The following is a 22,845-nucleotide window of genomic DNA, read 5'->3' as shown; positions in this document are numbered from 1 at the left end:
GGTTCGGCGCCAAGGTTAACGGCTGTGCACTGACCTGCAAGTGCCAGCCATGACCAGAGGGTTTCGTCTGCCTCGGGCTTGCGCCATGCATGCCGGCCGCCGGTGCGCCCGGTTCGTTGCGGGACATGGCGCATTCCCGGGGTCAGCTCGGCAGGTCCGCCGCCTGAATCGCCGTCAGTGCGATGGTATAGACGATGTCATCGACCAGCGCACCGCGCGACAGGTCGTTCACCGGCTTGCGCAGGCCCTGCAGCATGGGGCCGACGCTGATGCAGTCGGCGCTGCGCTGCACGGCCTTGTAGGTGGTGTTGCCGGTGTTCAGGTCGGGGAACACGAACACCGTGGCACGCCCGGCGACCGGGCTGTTCGGCGCCTTCTGCCGGCCGACGCTGTCGATGGCGGCGGCATCGTACTGCAGCGGGCCGTCGAGTGGCAGCTCCGGGCGTTTCTCGCGAGCCAGGCGGGTCGCTGCGCGGACCTTCTCCACTTCCTCGCCACTGCCGGAGTCGCCGGTGGAGTAGCTGAGCATCGCCACTCTCGGCGCGATGCCGAAGGCCTGCGCGGAGGCGGCGCTCTGCAGGGCGATCTCGGCCAGTTGCTCGGCGTTCGGATCGGGGTTCACCGCGCAGTCGCCATAGACCAGCACCTGGTCCGGCAGCAGCATGAAGAACACCGAGGACACCAGGTTGTAGCCGGGAGCGGTCTTGATCAGCTGCAGGGCCGGGCGAATGGTGTTGGCGGTGGTGTGGATGGCGCCGGACACCAGGCCGTCGACCTCATCCAGCGCCAGCATCATGGTACCCAGCACCACGGTGTCTTCCAGTTGTGCCTCGGCCATCGGCGCATTCAGGCCCTTGCCCTTGCGCAGTTCGACCATCGGCTCGACATAGCGACCGCGAATCAGGTCCGGATCGAGGATTTCCAGGCCGTCCGGCAGTTCGATGCCCTGCGCACGCGCCACGGCCTGCACGTCTTCCGGCTTGGCCAGCAATACGCAGCGGGCGATGCCGCGCGCCTGGCAGATGGCGGCAGCCTGCACGGTACGCGGCTCGCTGCCCTCGGGCAGGACGATCCGCTTGGCAGCGGCCTTGGCCCGCTGCACCAGCTGATAGCGGAATGCCGGTGGCGACATGCGCAGTTCGCGCGGCGTGCCACAGCGGGTGCGCAGCCAGTCATGGTCGATGTGCCCGGCGACGAAGTCGGAGACCTTCTCCGAGCGCTCGCGGTCATCCAGCGGGATTTCCTTGTTCAGGCGGTTGAGATGGGTGGCGGTGTCATAGGAACCGGTGCTTACCGTCATCACCGGCAGGCCGCTGGCCAGCGCTCCCTGGCAAAGTTCCATGATGCGCGGGTCGGGGGCGAAATCGCTGCACAGCAGCAGGCCGGCCAGCGGCACGCCGTTCATCGCGGCCAGGCAGGCCGAGAGGATGATGTCGTCACGGTCGCCGGGCGTCACCACCAGGGTGCCGGGCTTGAGCAACTGCACGCTGTTGGCCACGGCGCGGGCGCAGAGCACGATCTTCATCATGCGCCGCTGCTCGTAGTCACCGGCATTGAGGATGCGGGCGCCGAGCAGCTCGGCGATGTCCTTGGTGCGCGGCGCGTTCAGCTCGTCCTGCCAGGGGATGCAGCCGAGCAGGCGGAAGTCGCCGCTCTTGAGCAGCGGTGACAGGTCTTCCAGGCGCTCGGCGAAGGCATCGATACCGTCCTCGCTGCGTACCTTGTTGAGGATCACCCCGAGTACCTTCGGATCCTTCGGCCCACCGAACAGCTGGGCCTGGATCTCGACGCGGTCGGACAGTTCGGTGAGGCTCTCGTCCTCCGGTGCGCTGACCAGAATCACGTCGGCGTCCAGGCTCTTGGCCAGGTGGAAGTTGACGCGCGCGGCGTAGCTGGCGTGGCGTGTCGGCACCATGCCTTCGACGATGACCACGTCCTTGCCGGCGGCTGCCTGCTGATAGAGGCTGATGATCTCTTCCAGTAGCTCGTCCAGCTGGCCGTCGCCGAGCATGCGCTCGACATGGCTGAGTGGCAGCGGCTTGGGCGAGTGCAGGCCATGGGTGCGGGCGATCAGTTCACTGGAACGCTCCGGCCCGAGGTCACCGGCATGCGGCTGGGCGATGGGCTTGAAGAAGCCGACCTTCAGGCCGCTGCGCTCCAGGGCACCGACCAGGCCGAGGCTGATGGACGTGAGACCGACACCGAAACCGGTGGGGGCGATGAAGAATGTGTGCATGAAAAAGCCTCAGTCGAGCAGGGCAAGGGTGTCGAGGGCGATCTGCCGCTCTTCATTGGTGGGCACCACCAGCACGCGCGGGTGGCCTGGCGCATGAATCGCGCCGGCTATGCCGCGTATGCAGCGGGCGTTGGCCTGCTCGTCGAGCTTCAGCCCGAGCAGGCCGAGATGGTCAAGGGTCTTGCGCCGGATCAGCGCCGAGTTCTCGCCGATGCCGCCGGTGAAGACCACGCCGTCGAGACGCTGCAGGGCGCAGCTCATGGCGGCCAGTGACTTGGCCAGGCGGTAGCAGAACACCTCTATGGCCAGCGTGGCGCCGGGGTGGCCCTGCTCGCGCGCCAGCTCCAGCGTACGCATGTCGTTGGACAGCCCGGAAAGGCCGAGCAGGCCGCTGTCGTGGTTGAGCATGGCGTCGATCTGTTCCAGGCTCCAGCCCAGGGTTCGCGCCAGGTGGCTGTGCAGGTTGGGGTCGACGTCACCGCTGCGTGTGCCCATCACCAGACCTTCCAGCGGAGTCAGCCCCATGCTGGTGTCACGGCTTAGGCCGTTCTCCACGGCGCAGGTGGAGCTGCCGTTGCCCAGGTGGGCTACCAGCCAGCTGCTGGCCTCGACCGCCAGGCCGCTCATCTGCGCGGCCTTCTGGCTGACGTAGCGGTGGCTGGTGCCGTGGAAACCGTAGCGGCGCACGCCATGTTCGGCGTACAGCGCCTGCGGGACGGCGTAGCGGAAGGCGTGTTCGGGCAGGGTCTGGTGGAAGGCGGTGTCGAAGACCGCCACCTGGACCAGGTCCGGGAACAGTTTCATCGCCGCTTCGATGCCCTGCAGATTGGCGGGGTTGTGCAGCGGCGCCAGTGGTGCGATCTGGCGGATGCTGTGCAGGCTGGAGGCATCCAGGCGGCTGGCGCCGGAGAAGTGTTCACCGCCGTGCACCACGCGGTGGCCAATGCCGTGCAGGGCGCCGGCTGCGGCCTGCTGCACGATCGGCAGCAGATGGGACAGGGCCTGACGATGGTCCGCGCCTGGCAGCGCCAGGCTGTCCTTGTGTTCACCCAGGCGCCAGTGCAGGACCGCCTCGGGGCTGCCCAGGCGCTCGGCCAGGCCGCTGAGGATGAAGGTTTCTTGTGCCTCGTTGACCAGCGCGAACTTGATCGACGAACTGCCGCAGTTGATCACCAGAATGTTGCGTGCCGACATTTAAGCTTCCTTGGAGGGTTCGTGCGACCGATCCCTGGCGCACCAGCCACAGGCGAATGGGCTGCCCAGCCTGGCCTGGCGCTGTTCGGGATCGAGTACCCAGGGCCGATTCTGCCAGGGCGGTCGGTGGCGTACATGCTGAGTATGACCACAAGACAAGACTGCCAGCCAATCGCCATGTTCGTCCTGACGAAAATCAACGATCCATGCGGCCCGTTTGTCCGGGGTCGGGTCGCAATCGCGACCAGCCTTGGTTAGACTTGACCGTTCATTTCTCTTTCGCAAAAGGTCTCCACATGCTGATTGCCGCCAACAAGGCCGTCTCCATCGACTATACCCTGACCAACGATGCCGGCGAGGTGATCGACAGCTCCGCTGGCGGCGCGCCGCTGGTGTACCTGCATGGCGCCGGCAACATCATCGTCGGCCTGGAGAAGGCCCTGGTGGGCAAGCAGGCGGGCGACGAAGTCGAAGTCTCCGTCGAGCCGGAAGAAGCCTACGGCGAGTACAGCGCCGAGCTGGTCGCGACCCTGAGCCGCGCCATGTTCGAAGGCGTCGACACCCTGGAAGTGGGCATGCAGTTCCACGCGTCCGGCCCGGACGGCAGCATGCAGATCGTCACCATCCGTGATATCGACGGCGACGACGTGACCGTCGACGGCAACCACCCGCTGGCTGGCCAGCGCCTGAACTTCAAGGTCAAGGTCGTCGACGTGCGTGAAGCCAGCGCCGAAGAAGTGGCCCACGGTCACATCCATGGCGAAGGTGGTCACCACCACTGAGTTGCCTGTCGGGCGACTTGCGGTCGTTCCCCTTGGCGGAACCACTGCTAAGCTGAAGTTTGCGATAAAGGCGCCTCAGGGCGCCTTTTTCATGCATGCCCGTTGGTCTTCGGGCCAGCCGTTTCAGGGCCACGCGCCCGCTGCACTGAATTCGCTGAGGAAGTTCGTCATGAGTGCCTTTCACGATCTCAATCTACGCGCGCTGGACGGCCAGGAACTGCCGCTGGCGCCCTACAAGGGCCAGGTGGTACTGGTGGTCAACGTCGCCTCCAAGTGCGGCCTGACCCCTCAGTACGCCGGGCTGGAGAAGCTCTACCAGCAGTACAAGGGCAATGGCTTCACCGTGCTCGGTGTGCCCTGCAACCAGTTCGCCGGCCAGGAACCTGGCAGCGAGGAGGAAATCCGTGAGTTCTGCAGCCTCAACTACGGGGTGAGCTTTCCGCTGGGCAGCAAGCTGGAGGTCAACGGCCCAGGGCGCCATCCGTTGTATCGCCTGCTCGCCGGTGAGGGCGCCGAGTTTCCGGGCGACATCACCTGGAACTTCGAGAAGTTCCTGGTTGGCCAGGACGGTCGTGTGCTGGCGCGTTTCTCCCCACGCACCACGCCGGACGACCCGGCGCTCATCCAGGCCGTCGAGAAAGCGCTCGGCCTCTGAGCCGTGGGCCTGCCAGCTCGAACGAGCCGGCAGGCGTGGCGAATCGGCCAAAACCACGGCCATTTCCTCATGCACCCTTGTTCATGCGGTCGTTCGCTTGCTTAATCGGACGACTTGCCGAGGAGTGCAACCATGACCAGCTTTCCCAACGAGCAATTGCCTGCCATGGCGTCGCCGGCCGAGTTGCGCGCGCTGATCGAAGGGCGCCGTGCCGTGCGCCGCTTCACGCCCGAAGCGGTGGCGGACGACGTTATCCGCGACTGCCTGGAGCTGGCCGTGCTGGCGCCGAATTCCTGCAACCTGCAGCCCTGGAGCTTCCAGGTCATTCGCGACCCGGGCCTGCTGGCCCGCCTGCACCCGGTCTGCATGGGCCAGAATGCTGCTCGGGCGCCACTGATCATCGCCGTGCTGGCCCGTCCGGACACCTGGCGTCAGGCGTGCCGCAACGTCATCGACTACTGGCCGGAAGCCGAGGTGCCGGCCCGCATCCGCAGTTTCTACAGCAAGACCGCGCCGTTTCAGTACAACCAGGGGCCGCTGGGACTGCTCGGGCTGTTCAAGCGCCAGCTGGTACGCCTGCTGGGGCTGCGCAAGGCCCTGATGCGAACGCCCAACAGCCGGGCGGACATGCGCCTGTGGGCGGTGAAGTCCACTGCGCTGGCGGCCGAGAACCTGATGCTGGCCTTCCACAGCCACGGTTACGCGACCTGCCCGATGGAAGGCTTCGATGAAGTGCGCCTGCGCCGCGTGCTGGAGATTCCGCGCCAGGCCATACCGATCATGCTCCTGGCCGTCGGCCGCCAGGGCGAGAAGGGCGTGTACAACCCGCGCTTGCGCTTCCCGCTGGAGCAACAGGTCACCTGGCTGTAGGCGCGCTTGACCTGGATCAAATCGCCTGATCTTGAATACGGCGTAATCGTCCTTATCTAGTCTTCATCTCGGCGGGTATCGGTTTTCGGGGATGTTGTCCCGGCCCGCTCTTCTGGAGGAAGGACATTTATGCGTATCGATCGTTTGACCAGCAAGCTGCAACTTGCACTCTCCGACGCCCAATCCCTGGCCGTGGGCATGGACCACGCGGCCATCGAACCGCTGCACCTGATGCAGGCCCTGCTCGAGCAGCAGGGCGGTTCGATCAAGCCCCTGCTGATGCAGGTGGGCTTCGACATCAACAGCCTGCGCCAGGGCCTGACCCGCGAGCTGGACCAGCTCGGCAAGCTGCAGAATCCCACCGGCGACATCAATCTGTCGCAGGACCTGGCGCGCCTGCTCAACCAGGCCGACCGCCTGGCCCAGCAGAAGGGCGACCAGTTCATTTCCAGCGAGCTGGTGCTGCTCGCCGCCATGGACGAGAACACCAGGCTGGGCAAGCTGCTGCTTGGCCAGGGCGTATCGAAGAAGGCCCTGGAAAATGCCATCGCCAACCTGCGTGGCGGCCAGGCCGTCAACGACCCCAATGTCGAGGAGTCGCGCCAGGCGCTGGACAAGTACACCGTCGACCTGACCAAGCGTGCCGAGGACGGCAAGCTCGACCCGGTGATCGGGCGTGACGACGAGATCCGCCGCACCATCCAGGTCCTGCAGCGGCGTACCAAGAACAACCCGGTGCTGATTGGTGAACCCGGTGTCGGCAAGACCGCCATCGCCGAGGGGCTGGCGCAGCGCATCATCAACGGTGAGGTGCCCGATGGCCTGAAGGACAAGCGCCTGCTGTCGCTGGACATGGGCTCGCTGATCGCCGGCGCCAAGTTCCGTGGCGAGTTCGAGGAGCGCCTCAAGGCGGTGCTCAACGAGCTGGCCAAGCAGGAAGGCCGGGTGATTCTGTTCATCGACGAACTGCACACCATGGTTGGCGCTGGCAAGGCCGAGGGCGCGATGGATGCCGGCAACATGCTCAAGCCGGCGTTGGCGCGGGGCGAGCTGCATTGCGTTGGCGCCACCACGCTGGACGAATACCGCCAGTTCATCGAGAAGGACGCCGCGCTGGAGCGTCGCTTCCAGAAGGTGCTGGTGGACGAGCCGAGCGAGGAGGACACCATCGCCATCCTCCGTGGCCTGAAAGAGCGCTATGAGGTGCACCACGGGGTGACCATCACCGATGGCGCGATCATCGCCGCGGCCAAGCTCAGCCATCGCTACATCACCGACCGTCAGCTGCCGGACAAGGCCATCGACCTGATCGACGAGGCCGCCAGCCGCATTCGCATGGAGATCGACTCCAAGCCCGAGGAGCTGGATCGTCTGGATCGCCGCCTGATCCAGCTGAAGATCGAGCGTGAGGCGCTGAAGAAGGAAGACGACGAGGCGACCAAGAAACGCTTGATCAAGCTCGAAGACGACATCGCCAAGCTGGAGAAGGAGTACGCCGACCTCGACGAGATCTGGAAGTCGGAGAAGGCCGAGGTGCAGGGTTCGGCGCAGATCCAGCAGAAGATCGAACAGGCCAAGACCGAGCTGGAGGCCGCACGGCGCAAGGGTGACCTCAACCGCATGGCCGAGCTGCAGTACGGCGTGATCCCCGATCTGGAACGCAGCCTGCAGATGGTCGACCAGCACGGCAAGAGCGAGAACCAGCTGCTGCGCAACAAGGTCACCGACGAGGAAATCGCCGAGGTCGTTTCCAAGTGGACCGGCATCCCGGTGAGCAAGATGCTCGAGGGTGAGCGCGAGAAGCTGCTGAAGATGGAAGGCCTGCTGCACCAGCGGGTGATCGGCCAGGACGAAGCGGTGGTCGCCGTGGCCAACGCCGTGCGCCGTTCGCGCGCGGGGCTGGCGGACCCGAACCGACCGAGCGGCTCGTTCCTCTTCCTCGGCCCGACCGGGGTGGGCAAGACCGAACTGTGCAAGGCGCTGGCCGAGTTTCTCTTCGACACCGAGGAGGCGCTGGTGCGCATCGACATGTCCGAGTTCATGGAGAAGCACAGCGTGGCGCGCCTGATCGGTGCGCCGCCCGGTTACGTCGGCTACGAGGAGGGCGGTTACCTGACCGAGGCGGTACGCCGCAAACCCTACTCGGTGGTGCTGATGGACGAAGTCGAGAAGGCGCACCCGGATGTGTTCAACGTGCTGCTGCAGGTGCTCGAGGATGGCCGGCTGACCGACAGCCACGGGCGTACCGTGGACTTCAAGAACACCGTGATCGTGATGACCTCCAACCTGGGCTCGGCGCAGATCCAGGAACTGGTCGGCGACAGGGAAGCGCAGCGCGCGGCGGTGATGGACGCGGTGAGCAGCCACTTCCGCCCCGAGTTCATCAACCGGATCGACGAGGTGGTGGTATTCGAGCCGCTGGGCCGCGAGCAGATCGCCGGCATCGCCGAGATTCAGCTGCAGCGCCTGCGTGGCCGCCTGGCCGAGCGTGAGCTGAGCCTGGAACTGACGCCGGAGGCGCTCGACAAGCTGATCGCCGTCGGTTACGACCCGGTGTATGGCGCGCGCCCGCTCAAGCGTGCGATCCAGCGCTGGATCGAGAACCCGCTGGCGCAGCGCATCCTGGCAGGCGACTTCGCTCCGGGTGTGCAGGTCAAGGCCAAGGTGGCGGGCGACGAGATCGTCTTCGCCTGATCGGTCGCAGCGGCAAACGACAAGGCCCGCCAATTGGCGGGCCTTTGTTTTTTTGTAGCCCGGATGACATCCGCAAAATGGCAGTCAGGGTGACCCGGATTGCATCCGGGCTACAGGGTCGGCCCCGGACTGTACCCGGCGTGCGTGCTTATCCGTAGGAGCGGCTTCAGCCGTGAAGCTCTGAAGCCGCTGCTGCGTAACGTATCAGCAGCAATCGCCCCAGTGCTTCTTCTTCGAGGTATGGCCGATACCGGGGTTGAAGCTGTTGGTCGGGTCGAGTTCGCGATAGAAGCCCGCCAGCGCCGGCTTGGCCACGTACAGGTGGCCGACGTTGTGCTCGGCCGGATATTCGGCGCGGCGCTCGTCGAGCAGCGCCCACATGCGGTGTTCCATCGCGATCGGGTCGTTGCCTTTCTTGACGATGTAGTCCTGGTGGAACACGTGGCAGAAGAAGTGCCCGTAGTAGAGCTTGTGGATGATCTGCTCCTCCATCTCGTCCGGCAGTGTCTCGACCCAGTCGCGATCGTTGCGGCGCAGGGCGATGTCCAGGGCGAGGATGTCCTCGACGCTGCTGCGGTGCGCCTCGCGGTAGCGGATCGCGGCACCGGCGACGGCGAAGCGATGCAGGAACGCCTTGCGGCCTTCCTCGGCGTCGCATTCGAAGTAGGCGCCGCTGTCGCTGCCAGCGAAGAACTCGGCGAGGAAGGCGCGGGTCTGCTCCAGGGTGTCGTTGGACACCCGCACCAGCAGGTGATGCTCGAAGCGGTCGCGGTACTCGCGCATGCGCGCGGGCAGGTGGCTGGGCAGCAGGTTCATCAGCGCCTGGATCACTTTATCGGTCACGCCACGCAGGCCGAAGCGCTCGAAGAACCCGTCGACCCGGCTCTTCATGGCGAAGGCCGCCGGCACCCTGGAAGTGCCGAACTTGTCGATCACCAGAAAGGTGTCCTTGCCGTACTTCTCGCCGATGTCGAAGGCGGTGCGGTGGATGTATTCCCCCGCGATCGGCAGGCGCGGCAGCCTGGCCAGCAGGTGGCGGCGCACCTCGGTCAGGTCGTGCGGGTCGTTGCTGCCGATGTAGAACACCGTGCTCGGTTCCTTCGGGAAGGTGTCCAGGCGCACCGCGAACAGGCACAGCTTGCCGGCCGAACCGGAGGCCTCGAACAGGCGTGACGGGTCGGCATTGAAGCGCGCCGGGGTGTCGGCGTCGACATCGCGCACGTGCTCGCCATAGCGTGCGTCGGAGGCCTTGGCGGTGGCCTCGTTGCGTACCTGTTGCGGGCTGTAGTCGCCCTGCTGCAGGCGGGTGAGGATTTCCTCGGGGCTGTCGCCCAGCTCGATCCCCAGGTGATTGACCAGTTCCAGCGAGCCGTCGTCCTTCACCTGTGCGTACAGCGCCAGTTCGGTATAGGCCGGGCCACGGCGTACCAGGGCGCCGCCGGAGTTGTTGCAGATGCCGCCGAGCACCGAAGCGCCGATGCACGAGGAGCCGATCACCGAGTGCGGTTCGCGATTCAGCGGTGCCAGCGCCTGTTCCAGGCGGTCGAGGGTGGCGCCGGGCAGGCACACCACCTGCTGGCCATCGTTGATCAGCTGCACGCCGCTGACGCGCAGGGTGCTGATCAGTACGATCTCACGGTCGTAGTCGTCGCCGTCGGGGGTGGAACCACCGGTCAGGCCGGTGTTGGCGGCCTGCATGATGACGATGCGATCAGCCGCGACCGCCGCCTGGAGAATGCGCCATTGCTCCAGCAGGGAGCCCGGGCGCACCACCGCGAGGACGTTGCCCTCGCCGGTACGGTGGCCCTTGCGGAAGCGTCGTGTGCCTTGCTCGTCGGTCAGCACATGGCTGGCACCGACGATCTGGCGCATCTGCACCAGCAGGTCTTCACGGCTCGGGGTGGTGGCGGCAGCGGTCATCGACTCAGCGCTCCTTTACCAGCAGGTCCGAGGAGATCTCGGCGATGGACTTGGCGCCCGTCAGCACCATGGCCACGCGCATCTCCTTCTCGATCAGGTCGAGCAGGTTGCTCACGCCGGCGCCACCGGCGGCGGCCAGGGCGTAGATGAAGGCGCGACCGAGCAGCACGGTATCGGCGCCGAGGGCGAGCATGCGCACCACGTCCAGGCCGGTGCGGATGCCGGAGTCGGCGAGAATCTTCAGGTCACCCTTGACCGCGTCGGCGATGGCCGGCAGGGCACGGGCGCTGGACAGCACGCCGTCGAGCTGACGACCGCCGTGGTTGGAGACGATGATGCCGTCGGCACCGAAGCTGACGGCGTCGCGGGCGTCTTCCGGGTCGAGGATGCCCTTGATGACCATCGGGCCGTCCCAGAAGTCGCGGATCCACTCCAGGTCCTTCCAGGAGATCGACGGGTCGAAGTTGGCGCCCAGCCAGCCGATGTAGTCGGCCAGACCCGTGGGGTTGCCACGGTAGGCGGAAATGTTGCCCAGGTCATGCGGCTTGCCCAGCAGACCGACGTCCCAGGCCCACTGCGGGTGAGTCATGGCCTGCAGCACGCGGCGCATGGCCGCGTTCGGGCCGCTCATGCCGGAGTGGGCGTCGCGGTAGCGGGCGCCGGGCACGGGCATGTCCACGGTGAACACCAGGGTCGAGCAGCCGGCGGCCTTGGCCCGCTCCAGGGCGTTCTTCATGAAGCCGCGGTCCTTCAGCACGTAAAGCTGGAACCACATGGGCCGGTCGATCGCCGGCGCCACTTCCTCGATCGGGCACACCGACACGGTGGACAGGGTGAAGGGCAGGCCCTTGGCCGCTGCCGCCTTGGCCGCCTGCACTTCGCCGCGGCGGGCGAACATGCCGGTGAGGCCGACCGGCGCCAGACCGACCGGCATCGACATCTTCTCGCCGAACAGCTCGGTGGACAGGTCCAGCTCGGACATGTTCTTCAGCACCCGCTGCCGCAGCTCGATGTCCGACAGGTCGGCGACGTTGCGGCGCAGGGTGTGCTCGGCATAGGCACCACCATCGACGTAGTGGAACAGGAAGGGCGGCAGCTTGCGCTGAGCGGCGGCGCGATAGTCGGTAGAGGCAGAAATGATCATGGGCTCATCCTGTTGCTGAAAAAGGGGAAGCGTAGCCTGACGGCAAGAGCCCCGGCATGGCCGGGGCGCAGTGGAACCTTGTGCTCAGCGGGCGGCCAGCGGGTCGCTGATGCCCAGTACGTAGATCGCGACCAGCGCGATGATGCCGGTGAACAGCACGTAGTACAGCGTCGGCCAGATAGTCTTGCGCAGGGTACTGCCTTCGCGGCCCAGCAGGCCAACGGTGGCCGATGCCGCGACCACGTTGTGGATCGCCACCATGTTGCCGGCGGCGGCGCCCACGGCCTGCACCGCGACGATCAGCGCGCTGGAGATGCCCAGGCTGCTGGCCACGCCGAACTGGAACTGGCTGAACATCATGTTGCTGACGGTGTTGGAACCGGCGATGAACGCGCCCAGGGCGCCGATGCTCGGGGCCAGCAGCGGGTAGATGCCGCCGACGCTGTCAGCGACCCAGCGCGCCATCAGGATCGGCATGCTGGCCAGCTCGGCACCGTTGACGCCGGAGTTGATCAGGATGCGCACCATCGGCACGGTGAACAGCAGCACGAAGCCGGCGCTGAGCAGCACGCTGGAGGATTCCTTGACGGCCTTGCCCAGGTCACGCGCCTTCATGCCGTGCAGGAAGAAAGTGGCCAGTACCACGGCGACCAGAATGCCGCCTGGCAGGTACAGCGGCTGGAAGCTGGCGCTGACGCCGGCTTCGCCGAGCAGGTCGGGGAAGTTCACCACCACGGCTTTCAGGGCGTTGCCCACCTGCGGGAACACGCGGCTGATCACCAGCAGGGCGCCGACCAGCACGTAGGGCAGCCAGGCGCGCAGTGCGCTCATCGGCTTGGCGGTCAGCTCGTCCAGTTTCATCTCGACGCTGCCCAGCCATTCGCTCGGCCATTTGTCCGCCGGGGCGAAGTCCCAGGTCTGCTTCGGTACCAGGAAGCCGACGCGTGCGGCGCTGGTGACGATGGCCAGGCCGATCAGGCCGCCCAGCAGGGAGGGGAATTCCGGGCCGAGGAACACGCCGGTGAAGACGTAGGGGATGACGAAGGCGAAACCGGCGAAGATGGCGAACGGCAGGACTGCCAGGCCGGCTTTCCAGCTTTTCTCGGCACCGAAGAAGCGGGTCAGCATCATCGCCATGATGGTGGGCATCAGGACGCCGACGGTGGCGTGGATGATCGCCACTTCACTGGTGATCAGTTGCAGGAACTGCGCCCAGGAGGAACCTTGCTCCACCAGGTGGGCGCCGATGGTCGCGGTATCCAGGCCGGTGTTGACGCCGACGATGATGGGCGTGCCGACCGCGCCGAAGGACACCGGCGTGCTCTGAACCAGCATGCCCATCAGCACCGCAGCCATGGCCGGGAAGCCGATGGCCACCAGCAGCGGGGCAGCGATGGCGGCCGGGGTACCGAAACCCGAGGCGCCCTCGATGAAGCAGCCGAACAGCCAGGCGATGATGATGGCCTGGATGCGACGGTCAGGACTGATGGTGGTGAAACCGGCACGAATGGCGGTGATGCCGCCGGAATGCTTGAGGGTGTTCAGCAGCAGGATCGCGCCGAAGATGATCCACAGCAGGCCGAGGGTGATCAGCAGGCCTTGCAGGGTGGAGGCCAGCACGCGGTTGAGGCTCATGTCCCAGGCGAACAGGCCGACGGCGGCGGTGACCAGATAGACCAGCGGCATGGCGCGCTTGGCCGGCCAGCGCAGGCCGATCAGCAGGATGGCGGCGAGCAGGATCGGCGAGAACGCCAGCAGGGCGAGAATTCCGTTGGACATGGGGCTTACTCCGCGGCAAGGCGCACGCGGCGCAGTAGCAGGGGGGATGCGGTATTCGGCAGACGTGCAGCGCTATGGGGCTTCATGGCGTGACCTCGACGACTCGTTCTTGTTATTGAATCGGGTTAATTGGTAAGACCAATTTACAAAACAGCCGGCTCAGGTTAAAAGTCGATCAATGCGCTGTCAAATCGCAGGGCTAAGACTTTGGTCGTAGAATGCTGTCTTGTTCGTCGCGGGGCGGCGCTATAGGCTTGCGCCATGCTGCATATGGCCTGGTCAAACCAATGGAGAAGCGCGCAATGGAAGTAGGTCTGGTGCGACAGCGTCGTCTCTCGGACGACATCGTCGCGCAACTGGAAACCATGATTCTCGAAGGCACCCTGCGTGCCGGCGAGCGGCTGCCTGCCGAGCGCGCATTGGCCGAGCAGTTCGGCGTGTCACGTCCGTCCCTGCGCGAGGCGATTCAGAAACTGGTGGCCAAGGGGTTGCTGGTCAGCCGTCAGGGTGGCGGCAACTATGTGGCCGAATCACTGGGCTCGACCTTCAGCGACCCGCTGTTGCACCTGCTGGAGAACAAGGAGGATGCGCAGCGCGACCTGCTGGAATTCCGCCATACGCTGGAAGGTTCCTGTGCCTACTACGCGGCCCGGCGAGCCACCGATATCGACCGGCAACGGCTGAGCGAGGCGTTCGAGGCGTTGCAGGACTGCTACTCGCGCGCTGGCAAGGTCACGCGGGCCGAGGAGGGCGCGGCCGATGCGCGCTTCCATCTGGCGATTGCCGAAGCCAGCCACAATGCCGTGCTGCTGCACACCATCCGCGGCCTGTTCGATCTGCTCAAGCGCAACGTGGTGACCAACATCGGTGGCATGTACGCCCAGCGCGAAGAAACCCGCGACATGCTGATCAGCCAGCACCGGGCGCTGTTCGAGGCGATCATCGAAGGGCGTGCGGAGGACGCGCGCGACCTGTCCAACCGGCACATCGACTATGTGCAGGAAGTGCTGGCGGAAGTTCAGCTGGAGGCTCGGCGCGTGGCGCGAGCGCAGCGTCGGCAGGGACTATAGGCAGCTACAAGCTACATGCAGGAGCCAGAGTCGCTGTGAAAGCGCTCATGGCCCGCAGCCGCTGTCAGTCGTCCTTGCCCTTGCTGCGCATGGCGCGCTGGACTTCACGGTTGGCGTCACGCTCTTTCTCGACGTGGCGCTTGTCGAAGTCCTTCTTGCCCTTGGCCAGGGCGATCTCGCATTTGACCAGGTGCTGTTTCCAGTACAGCGACAGGGCGACGCAGGTGTAGCCCTTCTGCTGCACGGCACCGAACAGCTTGTCCAGCTCGCGCTTGTTCAGCAGTAGCTTGCGCGTGCGGATCGGGTCGGCGATGACGTGGGTGCTGGCGGTTTTCAACGGGGTGATATGCGCCCCCATCAGCCAGGCTTCGTCGTCCTTGAGCAGTACGTAGCTGTCCACCAGCTGGGCCTTGCCAGCGCGCAGGCTCTTCACTTCCCAGCCAGCCAGGGCGACGCCCGCCTCGAACTTCTGTTCGACGAAATAATCGTGCAGCGCCTTTTTGTTCAGCGCGATGGTGCCTTGTGGATGTTTCTTTTGCTTAGCCATAGGGCGCGCATTATAGGGAGTCGCCCGCGCCTGCGCCATGGGGCTTTACCGAGCCAAGCTTGAGCCTGTCCGGCTAATCTTCGACAATGCGCGATCTTTTTCCCGTAGTGATGGGGTGTTGGCCGTAATGGCGAGCGACAACGTTTCGATTCATGGCGCCTGGGCCAGTCGTTGGGTATTCATTCTGGCGGCTACCGGCTCGGCAGTAGGCCTCGGTAATATCTGGAAGTTCCCCTACATGACAGGGGTCTATGGCGGCGGTGCATTCGTCGTCATGTACCTGTTCTGCATCGCCCTGGTGGGCGTGCCGATCATGCTGGCGGAAACCCTGATCGGCCGGCGTGGCCGGCAGAGCCCGGTCAATTCGATGAAGAGCCTCGCCATCGAGGCGGGCGCGTCGAAAGGCTGGTCGCTGGCGGCGCTGGGCGGCATGGTCGCGGCCCTGCTGATCCTGTCCTTCTATAGCGTGGTGGCCGGCTGGTCGCTGGACTACATCCTCAGCATGGGGCGTGGCGACTTCACCGGCATCACCGCCGAAGGCGCCGGTGCGGCGTTCGGCGGGCTGACTGCGGACCCCTGGCGGCTGACCCTGTGGCACAGCCTGTTCATGCTGATCACTGCGTTCGTGATCGCCAAGGGCGTGGTCGCGGGGCTGGAGCGCAGCCTGCGCATCATGATGCCGCTGCTGTTCGTGCTGCTCCTGGTGCTGCTGGGCTACAGCTTTACCACCGGACACTTCCGTGAAGGCTTCGATTTCCTCTTCCATTTCGACGCCAGCAAGGTGCAGGGTGGCATTCTCGCCGCCATGGGGCATGCCTTCTTCACCCTGAGCGTCGGCGTTGGCTCGATCATGGTGTACGGCGCCTACATGCCGAAGAAGGCATCGATCGGCGCCACCGTGCTGACCGTCGGCCTGCTCGATACCCTGGTCGCGCTGACCGCTGGTCTGGCCCTGTTTCCCATCGTCTTCGCCGCCGGCCTGGAGCCGGGCGGTGGTCCGGGGCTGATGTTCGTCACCCTGCCGATCGCCTTTGGCAACATCGCCTTCGGCCAGGTGATGGGGCTGATCTTCTTCGTCCTGGTGGCCGTGGCGGCGTGGAGTTCGTCGATCTCCATGCTCGAGCCGGCAGTCGCCTACTTCGTCGAGAAGAGCGGACGCAGCCGTGCCCTGGTCACGGCGGTGCTGGCGCTGCTGTGCTGGCTGGTCGGCATGGGCACCGTGCTGTCGTTCAACGTCTGGGCCGAGGCCAAGTTCTTCGTCTTCGCCGACGATGGCTTCCACCTGCTGCAGTGGGGCGCCGAGGGCGGCAAGACCTTCTTCGATAGCATCGACTACCTGACCAGCCGCATCCTGCTGCCGCTGGGCGGCCTGGCGTTCGCTCTGTTCGCCGGTTGGGTGCTCAGCCGTGATTCGGTGCGTGACGAGTTGGCGATCAAGAGCCCGTTGCTGTTCAATCTCGCCCTCTGGCTGATTCGCGTCGTGGCGCCGATCGGCGTTCTGATCGTTTTCATCGCGGAGCTGAGCAAGTAAATGACTACTCGAATCCAGCGCTCGGCGTTGCTGCCTTATCCGGCGCAGGCGCTGTTTGACCTCGTCAACGATGTCGCCAGCTACCCGCAGTTCCTGCCGTGGTGCCGCGCCAGTGAAGTGCTGGAGGTCAGCGAGACGCACATGCTGGCCAGTCTCGAGGTGGCCAAGGGCAGCATCAGCCAGCGTTTCGTCACGCGCAATGCGCTGCAGCCCGGGCAGCGCATCGAGATGAACCTGCAGGAAGGACCGTTCACCAGCCTGAACGGTGTCTGGGAGTTCAAGGCGCTGGGCGACAAGGCCTGCAAGATCAGCCTCGATCTGACCTTCGACTACGCCGGGCCGCTGGTGCGCGCTACCCTCGGGCCTCTGTTCAACCAGGCGACCAACACCATGGTCGATGCCTTCTGTCAGCGAGCCAAGCAACTCTATGGATAAGCCGAGCATTGCGATCGAGGTGGTCTACGCGCTGGCCGAACGGCAGAAGCTGCTGCGCCTGTCGGTGCCGGTCGGCACCACGGTGCGCGAGGCGGCGCTGCGCTCCGGCATGCAGCAGTTCTTTCCCGAACTGGATCTGCAGCAGGCGCCGCTGGGTATCTTCGGCAAGGCGGTCAGCAAGCCGGAGGAACGCGAGCTGGTCGAGGGGGAGCGAGTGGAGATCTACCGCCCGCTGATCGCCGACCCGAAAGAGGTGCGCAAGCAGCGTGCGGCCAAGGCCAAGGCCCGGGAAGAGGGCGACGAGTCGGCCTGAAGCACAGCGCTTGCTGCCACGTGGCGAGCAGACATGAAAAAGCCCGGAGCGAGTCCGGGCTTTTTCATGTCTGGGTGTTACTGCGGTTCGGTGTCCAGCGGCTCCGGCGTCGGTACCGGCACGGTTTCCACCTGGTCGACTTCGCGCTGGATCTGCTCGAGCAGCGAGCCAGGTGCCGGCGGCGTGTCGTCCTGCGGCTTGGCCTGCGGCTGCGTACTGGTGGTATCGCTGTCCTGGCCGAGGATGGCCTGGTCGCGGCTTACGCCGGGCATGAAGTCGCCGGCCAGGCCGACCAGCTGGTCGCTGCCGTCGAAGACCAGGCTGACGCGTTCCTGCAGGCGCTGACCGCCACCTGGCTGGATGCTGTAGAGATAATCCCAGCGATCGGCATGGAAGGTGTCGGTGATCAGCGGGTTGCCCATGATAAACCGCACTTGGCGTCGGGTCATTCCGGGACGCAGCTGGTCTATCATGTCCTGTGTCACGACATTGCCCTGTTGAATGTCGATCTTGTAAACCCCGGGGAATGAACAACCGGCGAGTGCGAAGAGCCCGGTCAGCGACAGGCTGGTCAGCAAGAGCTTGGTTTTTTGCATCGGAGGGTGACTTCCACTATCTTGGGCAACTTGAACCCCGGATCATACCCGTATTGAAGGGTGCTGCGAAACAGCATCCATGAGAAAGCAGACCATGGTTGAAAATAACGAACTGCGCAAAGCTGGACTGAAGGTGACTCTGCCACGGGTCAAGATCCTGCAGATGCTCGACAACGCCGAGCACCGCCACATGAGTGCGGAAGATGTCTACAAGGCACTGATGGAGGCAGGCGAGGACGTCGGCCTGGCGACCGTCTACCGCGTACTGACCCAGTTCGAGGCGGCGGGCCTGGTGGTTCGCCACAACTTCGACGGTGGCCATGCGGTATTCGAACTGGCCGACAGCGGCCATCACGACCATATGGTCTGTGTGGATTCCGGTGAGGTGATCGAGTTCTTCGACGCCGAGATCGAGAAGCGCCAGAAGGAAATCGTGCGTGAGCATGGCTTCGAACTGGTCGATCACAACCTGGTGTTGTACGTACGCAAGAAGAGCTGATGCTTCTGCTGCGATGAAAAAGGCGACCCTCGGGTCGCCTTTTTTATTGGGCTCGGGAGCCGTGCCCGGTTGCTGGTCGTGACGCCGGGCCTGCTTCACCCGGGCTGCGGCGATGGTTGTCTCAGGCGGCCTGGGCGCTGGTGACCATCTTGCGCGCGTGCGCCAGGGATTCTTCGGTCAGGTCGACGCCACCGAGCATGCGCGCGATTTCCTCGACGCGGCCGTTCTCGTCCAGTCTGCTCACGGCCGTGGACGTGGCCTCTTCGCCGCGGCGCTTGTGGACGAACAGGTGCTGATGGCCTTGCGCAGCCACCTGGGGCAGGTGGGTCACGCAGAGGACCTGGCCGCGCTCGCCCAGGCGGCGCAGCAGTTGCCCGACGACCTCGGCGGTCGGGCCGCCAATGCCGACGTCCACTTCGTCGAAGACCAGCGTCGGGACGCGCGAGGTCTGTGCGGTGATCACCTGGATTGCCAGGCTGATACGTGACAGCTCGCCACCCGAAGCCACCTTGGCCAGGCCGCGCAACGGTTGGCCGGGGTTGGCGCTGACCAGGAATTCCACGGTTTCCAGGCCATTGGCCTGTGGCTCTTCGCTGTTCATGCTCTGCAGCTGGATGCTGAAACGCCCGCCGGGCATGCCCAGTGCCTGCATTTCCTGCTCGACGGCCGCGGCCAGGCGCTCGGCGGCGCTGCCGCGCAGCGCGCTGAGTTCGGCGGCCTTCTCCTGGTAATGACGGGCGTAGGCGGCCAGTTCCTCGGCCAGGCGTTCGCTGGCCTGGTCGTCGGCATTGAGGCTCTCCAGTTCCTCGAACAGTCGTTGCTGCAGGGCGGCCAGCTCGGTGGGCTGGATGCGGTGCTTGCGGGCCAGGGTGTAGATGGTGTCCAGGCGTTCTTCGAGGTACTGCTGGCGCTGCGGGTCGGCATCGAAGTGATCGACGAAGCGGTTCAGTTCGCCCACGGCCTCCTCGACCTGGATCTGCGCGCTGGCCAGCAGGTTGCTCGCTTCGCCCAGCGCGCCGCCCTGGCCGCCAAAGGCGCCAAGCCGGTTGAGGCTGGCGGTCAGCGCCGACAGCACGTTGCCTGCATCGCTTTCGCTGCACAGCTCGAGTACCTGGCGACAGGCACCGAGCAGCGCTTCGGCATTGCTCAGGGCCTTGTGTTCGCGCTCCAGCTCGTCCAGTTCGTTCTCGCCCAGGGCCAGGTTTTCCAGTTCTTCCAGCTGGTAGCTGAGCAGCTGGTGGCGGGCGCGCTGCTCGTCACCCTGGCTGGAAATGCGCTGTAGGTCGTTGCGCGTCTGCTTCCAGCGCTGTGCGGCCAGCTGCACCTGGCGCGCCAGCTCCTGGCTGCCGGCGTACTCGTCGAGCAGGCGGCGGTGGGTGTCGCTCTTGAGCAGCGACTGGTGTTCATGCTGGCTGTGGATGTCGATGATCAGCTCGCCGAGCGCCTTGAGGTCGGCTTGCGGGCAGGGGCTGCCGTTGATGTAGCCGCGCGAGCGGCCCTCGACGGTGATCACCCGGCGCAGGATGCACGGGCCGTCGCTGTCCAGGTCGCGCTCGGCGAGCCAGCTGCGGGCTTCGGGGATCTCTGCCAGGTCGAAGCTGGCGAGGATGTCGGCCTTGTCCGCGCCGGGGCGCACCACGCCGCTGTCGGCACGGTCGCCCAGGCACAGGCCAAGGGCATCGAGCATGATCGACTTGCCGGCACCGGTCTCGCCGCTGATGGCGCTCATGCCGGCATCCAGCTCGAGGTCCAGGTGGTCGACGATGGCGTAGTTGTGTATGGACAGGTGCACCAGCATGGCGAACGCTCCCGAATTTGATGTCTGGTTATTTATACAGTGTTTTTTCTTTCCCTGACAATCCTCCTCTATCGCCCCTTGAAAGCTGTGGATTTGACTCCATATAGGCGGGCAGGTGCGCGGGCCGGACTCGCGCCGATTCATTCGAGAGGAGATAGGCATGGCTGACGAACAGAACCTGGATACGCAGAACCCCGAGGCTCAGGCGGCCGAGAATGTCGCGCCGAGCGATGACCTGGCGGCTCGCGTGCAGGCACTGGAAGAGCAGCTGGCTGCAGCGCAGGACCAGTCGCTGCGCATGGCGGCCGAGCTGCAGAATGTGCGTCGTCGCGCCGAGCAGGACGTGGAGAAGGCGCACAAGTTCGCCCTGGAAAAATTCGCCAACGACCTGCTGCCGGTCGTCGACAGCCTGGAACGTGGTCTGGAGCTGTCCAGCCCGGACGACGAAGCGATCAAGGGCGTGCGCGAGGGCATGCAACTGACCCTCAAACTGTTCATCGACACCCTGGCGCGTCATCAGCTGGAAACGCTGGACCCGCATGGCGCTCCGTTCAACCCGGAGCATCACCAGGCCATGGCGATGGAAGAGAGTGTCAACGTCGAGCCGAACTCGGTGCTCAAGGTGTTCCAGAAGGGCTACCTGCTCAATGGTCGCCTGCTGCGCCCGGCCATGGTCGTGGTGAGCAAGGCGCCGACCACGCCGCCGCCGTCCATCGACGAGCAGGCTTGAAATTTTCGGGGGCGACCCCATTTCTGAGTCAAGCGTTTTAGTGCTACCGGCGCCTGCGAAGCGAGGCGACGGAAAAATCAAAGTTTCGGGAGAATTTTCATGGGCAAAATCATCGGTATCGACCTGGGGACCACCAACTCCTGCGTCTCCATTCTGGAAAACGGCAACGTCAAGGTGCTGGAGAACGCCGAAGGCGCTCGCACCACGCCGTCCATCATCGCTTACGCCAACGACGGCGAAACCCTGGTTGGCCAGTCGGCCAAGCGCCAGGCCGTGACCAACCCGCACAACACCCTGTATGCGGTGAAGCGTCTGATCGGTCGTCGTTTCGACGAGGATGTCGTGCAGAAAGACATCCAGATGGTTCCGTACAAGATCGTCAAGGCTGACAACAACGACGCCTGGGTCGAGGTCAACGGCCAGAAGATGGCCCCGCCGCAGATCAGCGCCGAAGTGCTGAAGAAGATGAAGAAGACCGCTGAGGACTACCTTGGCGAGCCGGTCACCGAAGCGGTGATCACCGTTCCGGCCTACTTCAACGACAGCCAGCGTCAGGCCACCAAGGATGCCGGTCGCATCGCCGGTCTGGACGTCAAGCGCATCATCAACGAGCCGACCGCGGCTGCGCTGGCCTATGGCATGGACAAGGCCAAGGGCGACCACACCGTGATCGTCTATGACCTGGGTGGCGGTACCTTCGACGTGTCGGTGATCGAGATCGCCGAAGTCGACGGCGAGCACCAGTTCGAAGTGCTGGCCACCAACGGCGACACCTTCCTCGGTGGCGAGGACTTCGACATTCGCCTGATCGACTACCTCGTCGACGAGTTCAAGAAAGAAACCGGCATGAACCTCAAGGGCGACCCGCTGGCAATGCAGCGCCTGAAGGAAGCTGCCGAGAAGGCCAAGATCGAGCTGTCCTCGAGCCAGCAGACCGACGTCAACCTGCCGTACATCACTGCAGACGCCAGCGGTCCGAAGCACCTGAACGTGAAGATCTCCCGCTCCAAGCTGGAGTCGCTGGTCGAGGACCTGGTGCAGCGCACCATCGAGCCGTGCCGCACCGCGCTGAAGGATGCCGGCATCGACGTCAGCAAGATCGACGACGTGATCCTGGTCGGTGGTCAGACCCGCATGCCGCTGGTGCAGAAGACCGTTGCCGAGTTCTTCGGCAAGGAGCCGCGCAAGGACGTCAACCCGGACGAAGCCGTGGCCATGGGCGCTGCCATTCAGGGCGCGGTACTGGCTGGTGATGTCAAGGACGTGCTGCTGCTGGACGTTTCCCCGCTGACCCTGGGTATCGAAACCATGGGTGGCGTGATGACCGCGCTGATCGAGAAGAACACCACCATCCCGACCAAGAAGTCGCAGGTGTTCTCCACCGCCGACGACAACCAGAGCGCCGTGACCATTCACGTGCTGCAGGGCGAGCGCAAGCAGGCGGCGCAGAACAAGTCCCTCGGCAAGTTCGACCTGGCCGAGATTCCGCCGGCTCCGCGTGGCGTGCCGCAGATCGAAGTGACCTTCGATATCGATGCCAACGGCATCCTGCACGTGTCTGCCAAGGACAAGGCCACTGGCAAGCAGCAGTCCATCGTGATCAAGGCCAACTCCGGTCTGTCCGAGGAAGAGATCGAGCAGATGGTGCGTGACGCCGAGGCCAACGCCGAGGAAGACCGCAAGTTCGAAGAGCTGGCCACTGCGCGCAACCAGGGCGACCAGCTGGTGCACGCCACCCGCAAGATGCTCACCGAGGCGGGCGACAAGGCGACTGCCGAGGAGAAGGCAGCCATCGAGAAAGCCATCGGTGAACTGGAAGTCGCACTGAAGGGTGACGACAAGGAAGCCATCGAGGCCAAGATGAACGCCCTGTCCGAGGCCACCACGCCGCTGGCGCAGAAGATGTACGCCGAGCAGCCGCAAGCCGGTGCCGCCCAGGCCGACGCCGGTGACGCCAAGGATGCCGGTGACGACGTGGTCGACGCTGAGTTCGAAGAGGTCAAGGAGAACAAGTAAGGGATGCGCGCACGCCTTTCGCCCCTCCGGGAGCGA

General features: G+C 65.0%; 20 protein-coding genes. 11 read left to right on the top strand and 9 right to left on the bottom strand.

Annotated elements, in window-relative coordinates; all coding sequences use genetic code 11:
- Positions 1 to 142: 142 nt before the first annotated feature.
- The 3 genes from pta to EPK82_RS02235 are packed head-to-tail and all read right to left on the bottom strand — an operon-like array spanning position 143 to position 3,715.
- A complete protein-coding gene (gene pta, locus EPK82_RS02245) occupies positions 143 to 2,236 on the bottom strand; it encodes a phosphate acetyltransferase (RefSeq protein WP_134675658.1) in 2,094 nt (697 codons plus the stop codon).
- A gap of 9 nt (positions 2,237 to 2,245) precedes the next feature.
- The gene (locus EPK82_RS02240; protein ID WP_037050893.1) at positions 2,246 to 3,430 is read right to left on the bottom strand and encodes an acetate kinase; all 1,185 of its coding nucleotides are present in this window, start codon (positions 3,428 to 3,430) and stop codon (positions 2,246 to 2,248) included.
- Complete coding sequence (locus EPK82_RS02235) at positions 3,431 to 3,715, bottom strand: DUF3565 domain-containing protein (protein ID WP_081876458.1); 285 nt, start codon at positions 3,713 to 3,715, stop codon at positions 3,431 to 3,433.
- A gap of 11 nt (positions 3,716 to 3,726) precedes the next feature.
- On the opposite strand from EPK82_RS02235, the gene EPK82_RS02230 reads away from it, so the two are divergent.
- From EPK82_RS02230 to clpB, 4 genes are all read left to right on the top strand, one after another.
- Positions 3,727 to 4,212: an FKBP-type peptidyl-prolyl cis-trans isomerase gene (locus EPK82_RS02230; RefSeq protein WP_037050891.1), complete on the top strand. Its 486-nt coding sequence runs from the start codon at positions 3,727 to 3,729 to the stop codon at positions 4,210 to 4,212.
- Between the two features lie 169 nt (positions 4,213 to 4,381).
- The gene (locus EPK82_RS02225; protein WP_037050890.1) at positions 4,382 to 4,867 is read left to right on the top strand and encodes a glutathione peroxidase; all 486 of its coding nucleotides are present in this window, start codon (positions 4,382 to 4,384) and stop codon (positions 4,865 to 4,867) included.
- Positions 4,868 to 4,999: 132 nt separating this feature from the next.
- The gene (locus tag EPK82_RS02220; protein ID WP_134675657.1) at positions 5,000 to 5,737 is read left to right on the top strand and encodes a nitroreductase family protein; all 738 of its coding nucleotides are present in this window, start codon (positions 5,000 to 5,002) and stop codon (positions 5,735 to 5,737) included.
- Between the two features lie 129 nt (positions 5,738 to 5,866).
- Complete coding sequence (gene clpB / locus EPK82_RS02215; RefSeq protein WP_134675656.1) at positions 5,867 to 8,431, top strand: ATP-dependent chaperone ClpB; 2,565 nt, start codon at positions 5,867 to 5,869, stop codon at positions 8,429 to 8,431.
- A gap of 204 nt (positions 8,432 to 8,635) precedes the next feature.
- On the opposite strand, the gene dld is transcribed toward clpB, so the two are convergent.
- The 3 genes from dld to EPK82_RS02200 all read right to left on the bottom strand — a co-directional run bounded on the left by dld (position 8,636) and on the right by EPK82_RS02200 (position 13,274).
- Entirely contained in the window at positions 8,636 to 10,351 is a 1,716-nt protein-coding gene (dld, locus tag EPK82_RS02210) for a D-lactate dehydrogenase (RefSeq protein ID WP_134675655.1), read from the bottom strand.
- A 4-nt stretch (positions 10,352 to 10,355) separates the two neighbouring features.
- On the bottom strand, positions 10,356 to 11,495 hold the full coding sequence (gene lldD / locus EPK82_RS02205; protein ID WP_037050879.1) for an FMN-dependent L-lactate dehydrogenase LldD: 1,140 nt from the start codon (positions 11,493 to 11,495) through the stop codon (positions 10,356 to 10,358).
- A gap of 84 nt (positions 11,496 to 11,579) precedes the next feature.
- Positions 11,580 to 13,274: an L-lactate permease gene (locus EPK82_RS02200; RefSeq protein ID WP_134675654.1), complete on the bottom strand. Its 1,695-nt coding sequence runs from the start codon at positions 13,272 to 13,274 to the stop codon at positions 11,580 to 11,582.
- A gap of 302 nt (positions 13,275 to 13,576) precedes the next feature.
- On the opposite strand from EPK82_RS02200, the gene EPK82_RS02195 reads away from it, so the two are divergent.
- Positions 13,577 to 14,344: an FCD domain-containing protein gene (locus EPK82_RS02195; protein WP_037050875.1), complete on the top strand. Its 768-nt coding sequence runs from the start codon at positions 13,577 to 13,579 to the stop codon at positions 14,342 to 14,344.
- Between the two features lie 64 nt (positions 14,345 to 14,408).
- Here EPK82_RS02195 and smpB read toward each other — a convergent pair whose 3' ends face one another.
- On the bottom strand, positions 14,409 to 14,891 hold the full coding sequence (gene smpB, locus EPK82_RS02190) for an SsrA-binding protein SmpB (protein WP_037050873.1): 483 nt from the start codon (positions 14,889 to 14,891) through the stop codon (positions 14,409 to 14,411).
- Positions 14,892 to 15,018: 127 nt separating this feature from the next.
- Between smpB and EPK82_RS02185 the strand changes: the two genes are divergently transcribed.
- Genes EPK82_RS02185 through EPK82_RS02175 form a run of 3 tightly spaced genes read left to right on the top strand, consistent with a single transcriptional unit; the run spans position 15,019 to position 17,170 of the window.
- On the top strand, positions 15,019 to 16,422 hold the full coding sequence (locus EPK82_RS02185) for a sodium-dependent transporter (RefSeq protein ID WP_047592256.1): 1,404 nt from the start codon (positions 15,019 to 15,021) through the stop codon (positions 16,420 to 16,422).
- Positions 16,423 to 16,857, top strand: a complete 435-nt coding sequence (locus EPK82_RS02180) for a type II toxin-antitoxin system RatA family toxin (protein ID WP_134675653.1) — start codon at positions 16,423 to 16,425, stop codon at positions 16,855 to 16,857.
- Complete coding sequence (locus EPK82_RS02175; protein ID WP_037050860.1) at positions 16,850 to 17,170, top strand: RnfH family protein; 321 nt, start codon at positions 16,850 to 16,852, stop codon at positions 17,168 to 17,170. The genes EPK82_RS02180 and EPK82_RS02175 overlap by 8 nt, the downstream gene beginning before the upstream one ends.
- Positions 17,171 to 17,247: 77 nt before the next feature.
- On the opposite strand, the gene EPK82_RS02170 is transcribed toward EPK82_RS02175, so the two are convergent.
- Positions 17,248 to 17,766, bottom strand: a complete 519-nt coding sequence (locus EPK82_RS02170) for an outer membrane protein assembly factor BamE (protein ID WP_037050859.1) — start codon at positions 17,764 to 17,766, stop codon at positions 17,248 to 17,250.
- 94 nt (positions 17,767 to 17,860) lie between these two features.
- Here EPK82_RS02170 and fur point away from each other — a divergent pair, with 94 nt between their 5' ends.
- Positions 17,861 to 18,265 (top strand): ferric iron uptake transcriptional regulator, encoded by a 405-nt coding sequence (gene fur, locus EPK82_RS02165; RefSeq protein WP_037001567.1) that lies wholly within the window; start codon positions 17,861 to 17,863, stop codon positions 18,263 to 18,265.
- A gap of 121 nt (positions 18,266 to 18,386) precedes the next feature.
- Here fur and recN read toward each other — a convergent pair whose 3' ends face one another.
- Complete coding sequence (gene recN, locus EPK82_RS02160) at positions 18,387 to 20,063, bottom strand: DNA repair protein RecN (RefSeq protein ID WP_134675652.1); 1,677 nt, start codon at positions 20,061 to 20,063, stop codon at positions 18,387 to 18,389.
- A gap of 160 nt (positions 20,064 to 20,223) precedes the next feature.
- On the opposite strand from recN, the gene grpE reads away from it, so the two are divergent.
- Together grpE and dnaK are read left to right on the top strand one after the other, a co-directional pair.
- A complete protein-coding gene (grpE, locus tag EPK82_RS02155; RefSeq protein WP_037050856.1) occupies positions 20,224 to 20,793 on the top strand; it encodes a nucleotide exchange factor GrpE in 570 nt (189 codons plus the stop codon).
- Positions 20,794 to 20,892: 99 nt separating this feature from the next.
- Positions 20,893 to 22,809 carry a molecular chaperone DnaK gene (gene dnaK / locus EPK82_RS02150; protein ID WP_037050854.1) on the top strand — a complete coding sequence of 639 codons (1,917 nt, stop codon included), beginning with the start codon at positions 20,893 to 20,895 and terminating at the stop codon, positions 22,807 to 22,809.
- Positions 22,810 to 22,845: the final 36 nt, after the last annotated feature.

The organism is Ectopseudomonas khazarica (assembly GCF_004521985.1).
Taxonomy (GTDB): domain Bacteria; phylum Pseudomonadota; class Gammaproteobacteria; order Pseudomonadales; family Pseudomonadaceae; genus Aquipseudomonas; species Aquipseudomonas khazarica.
This window is presented reverse-complemented; position numbering and strand designations above follow the sequence as displayed.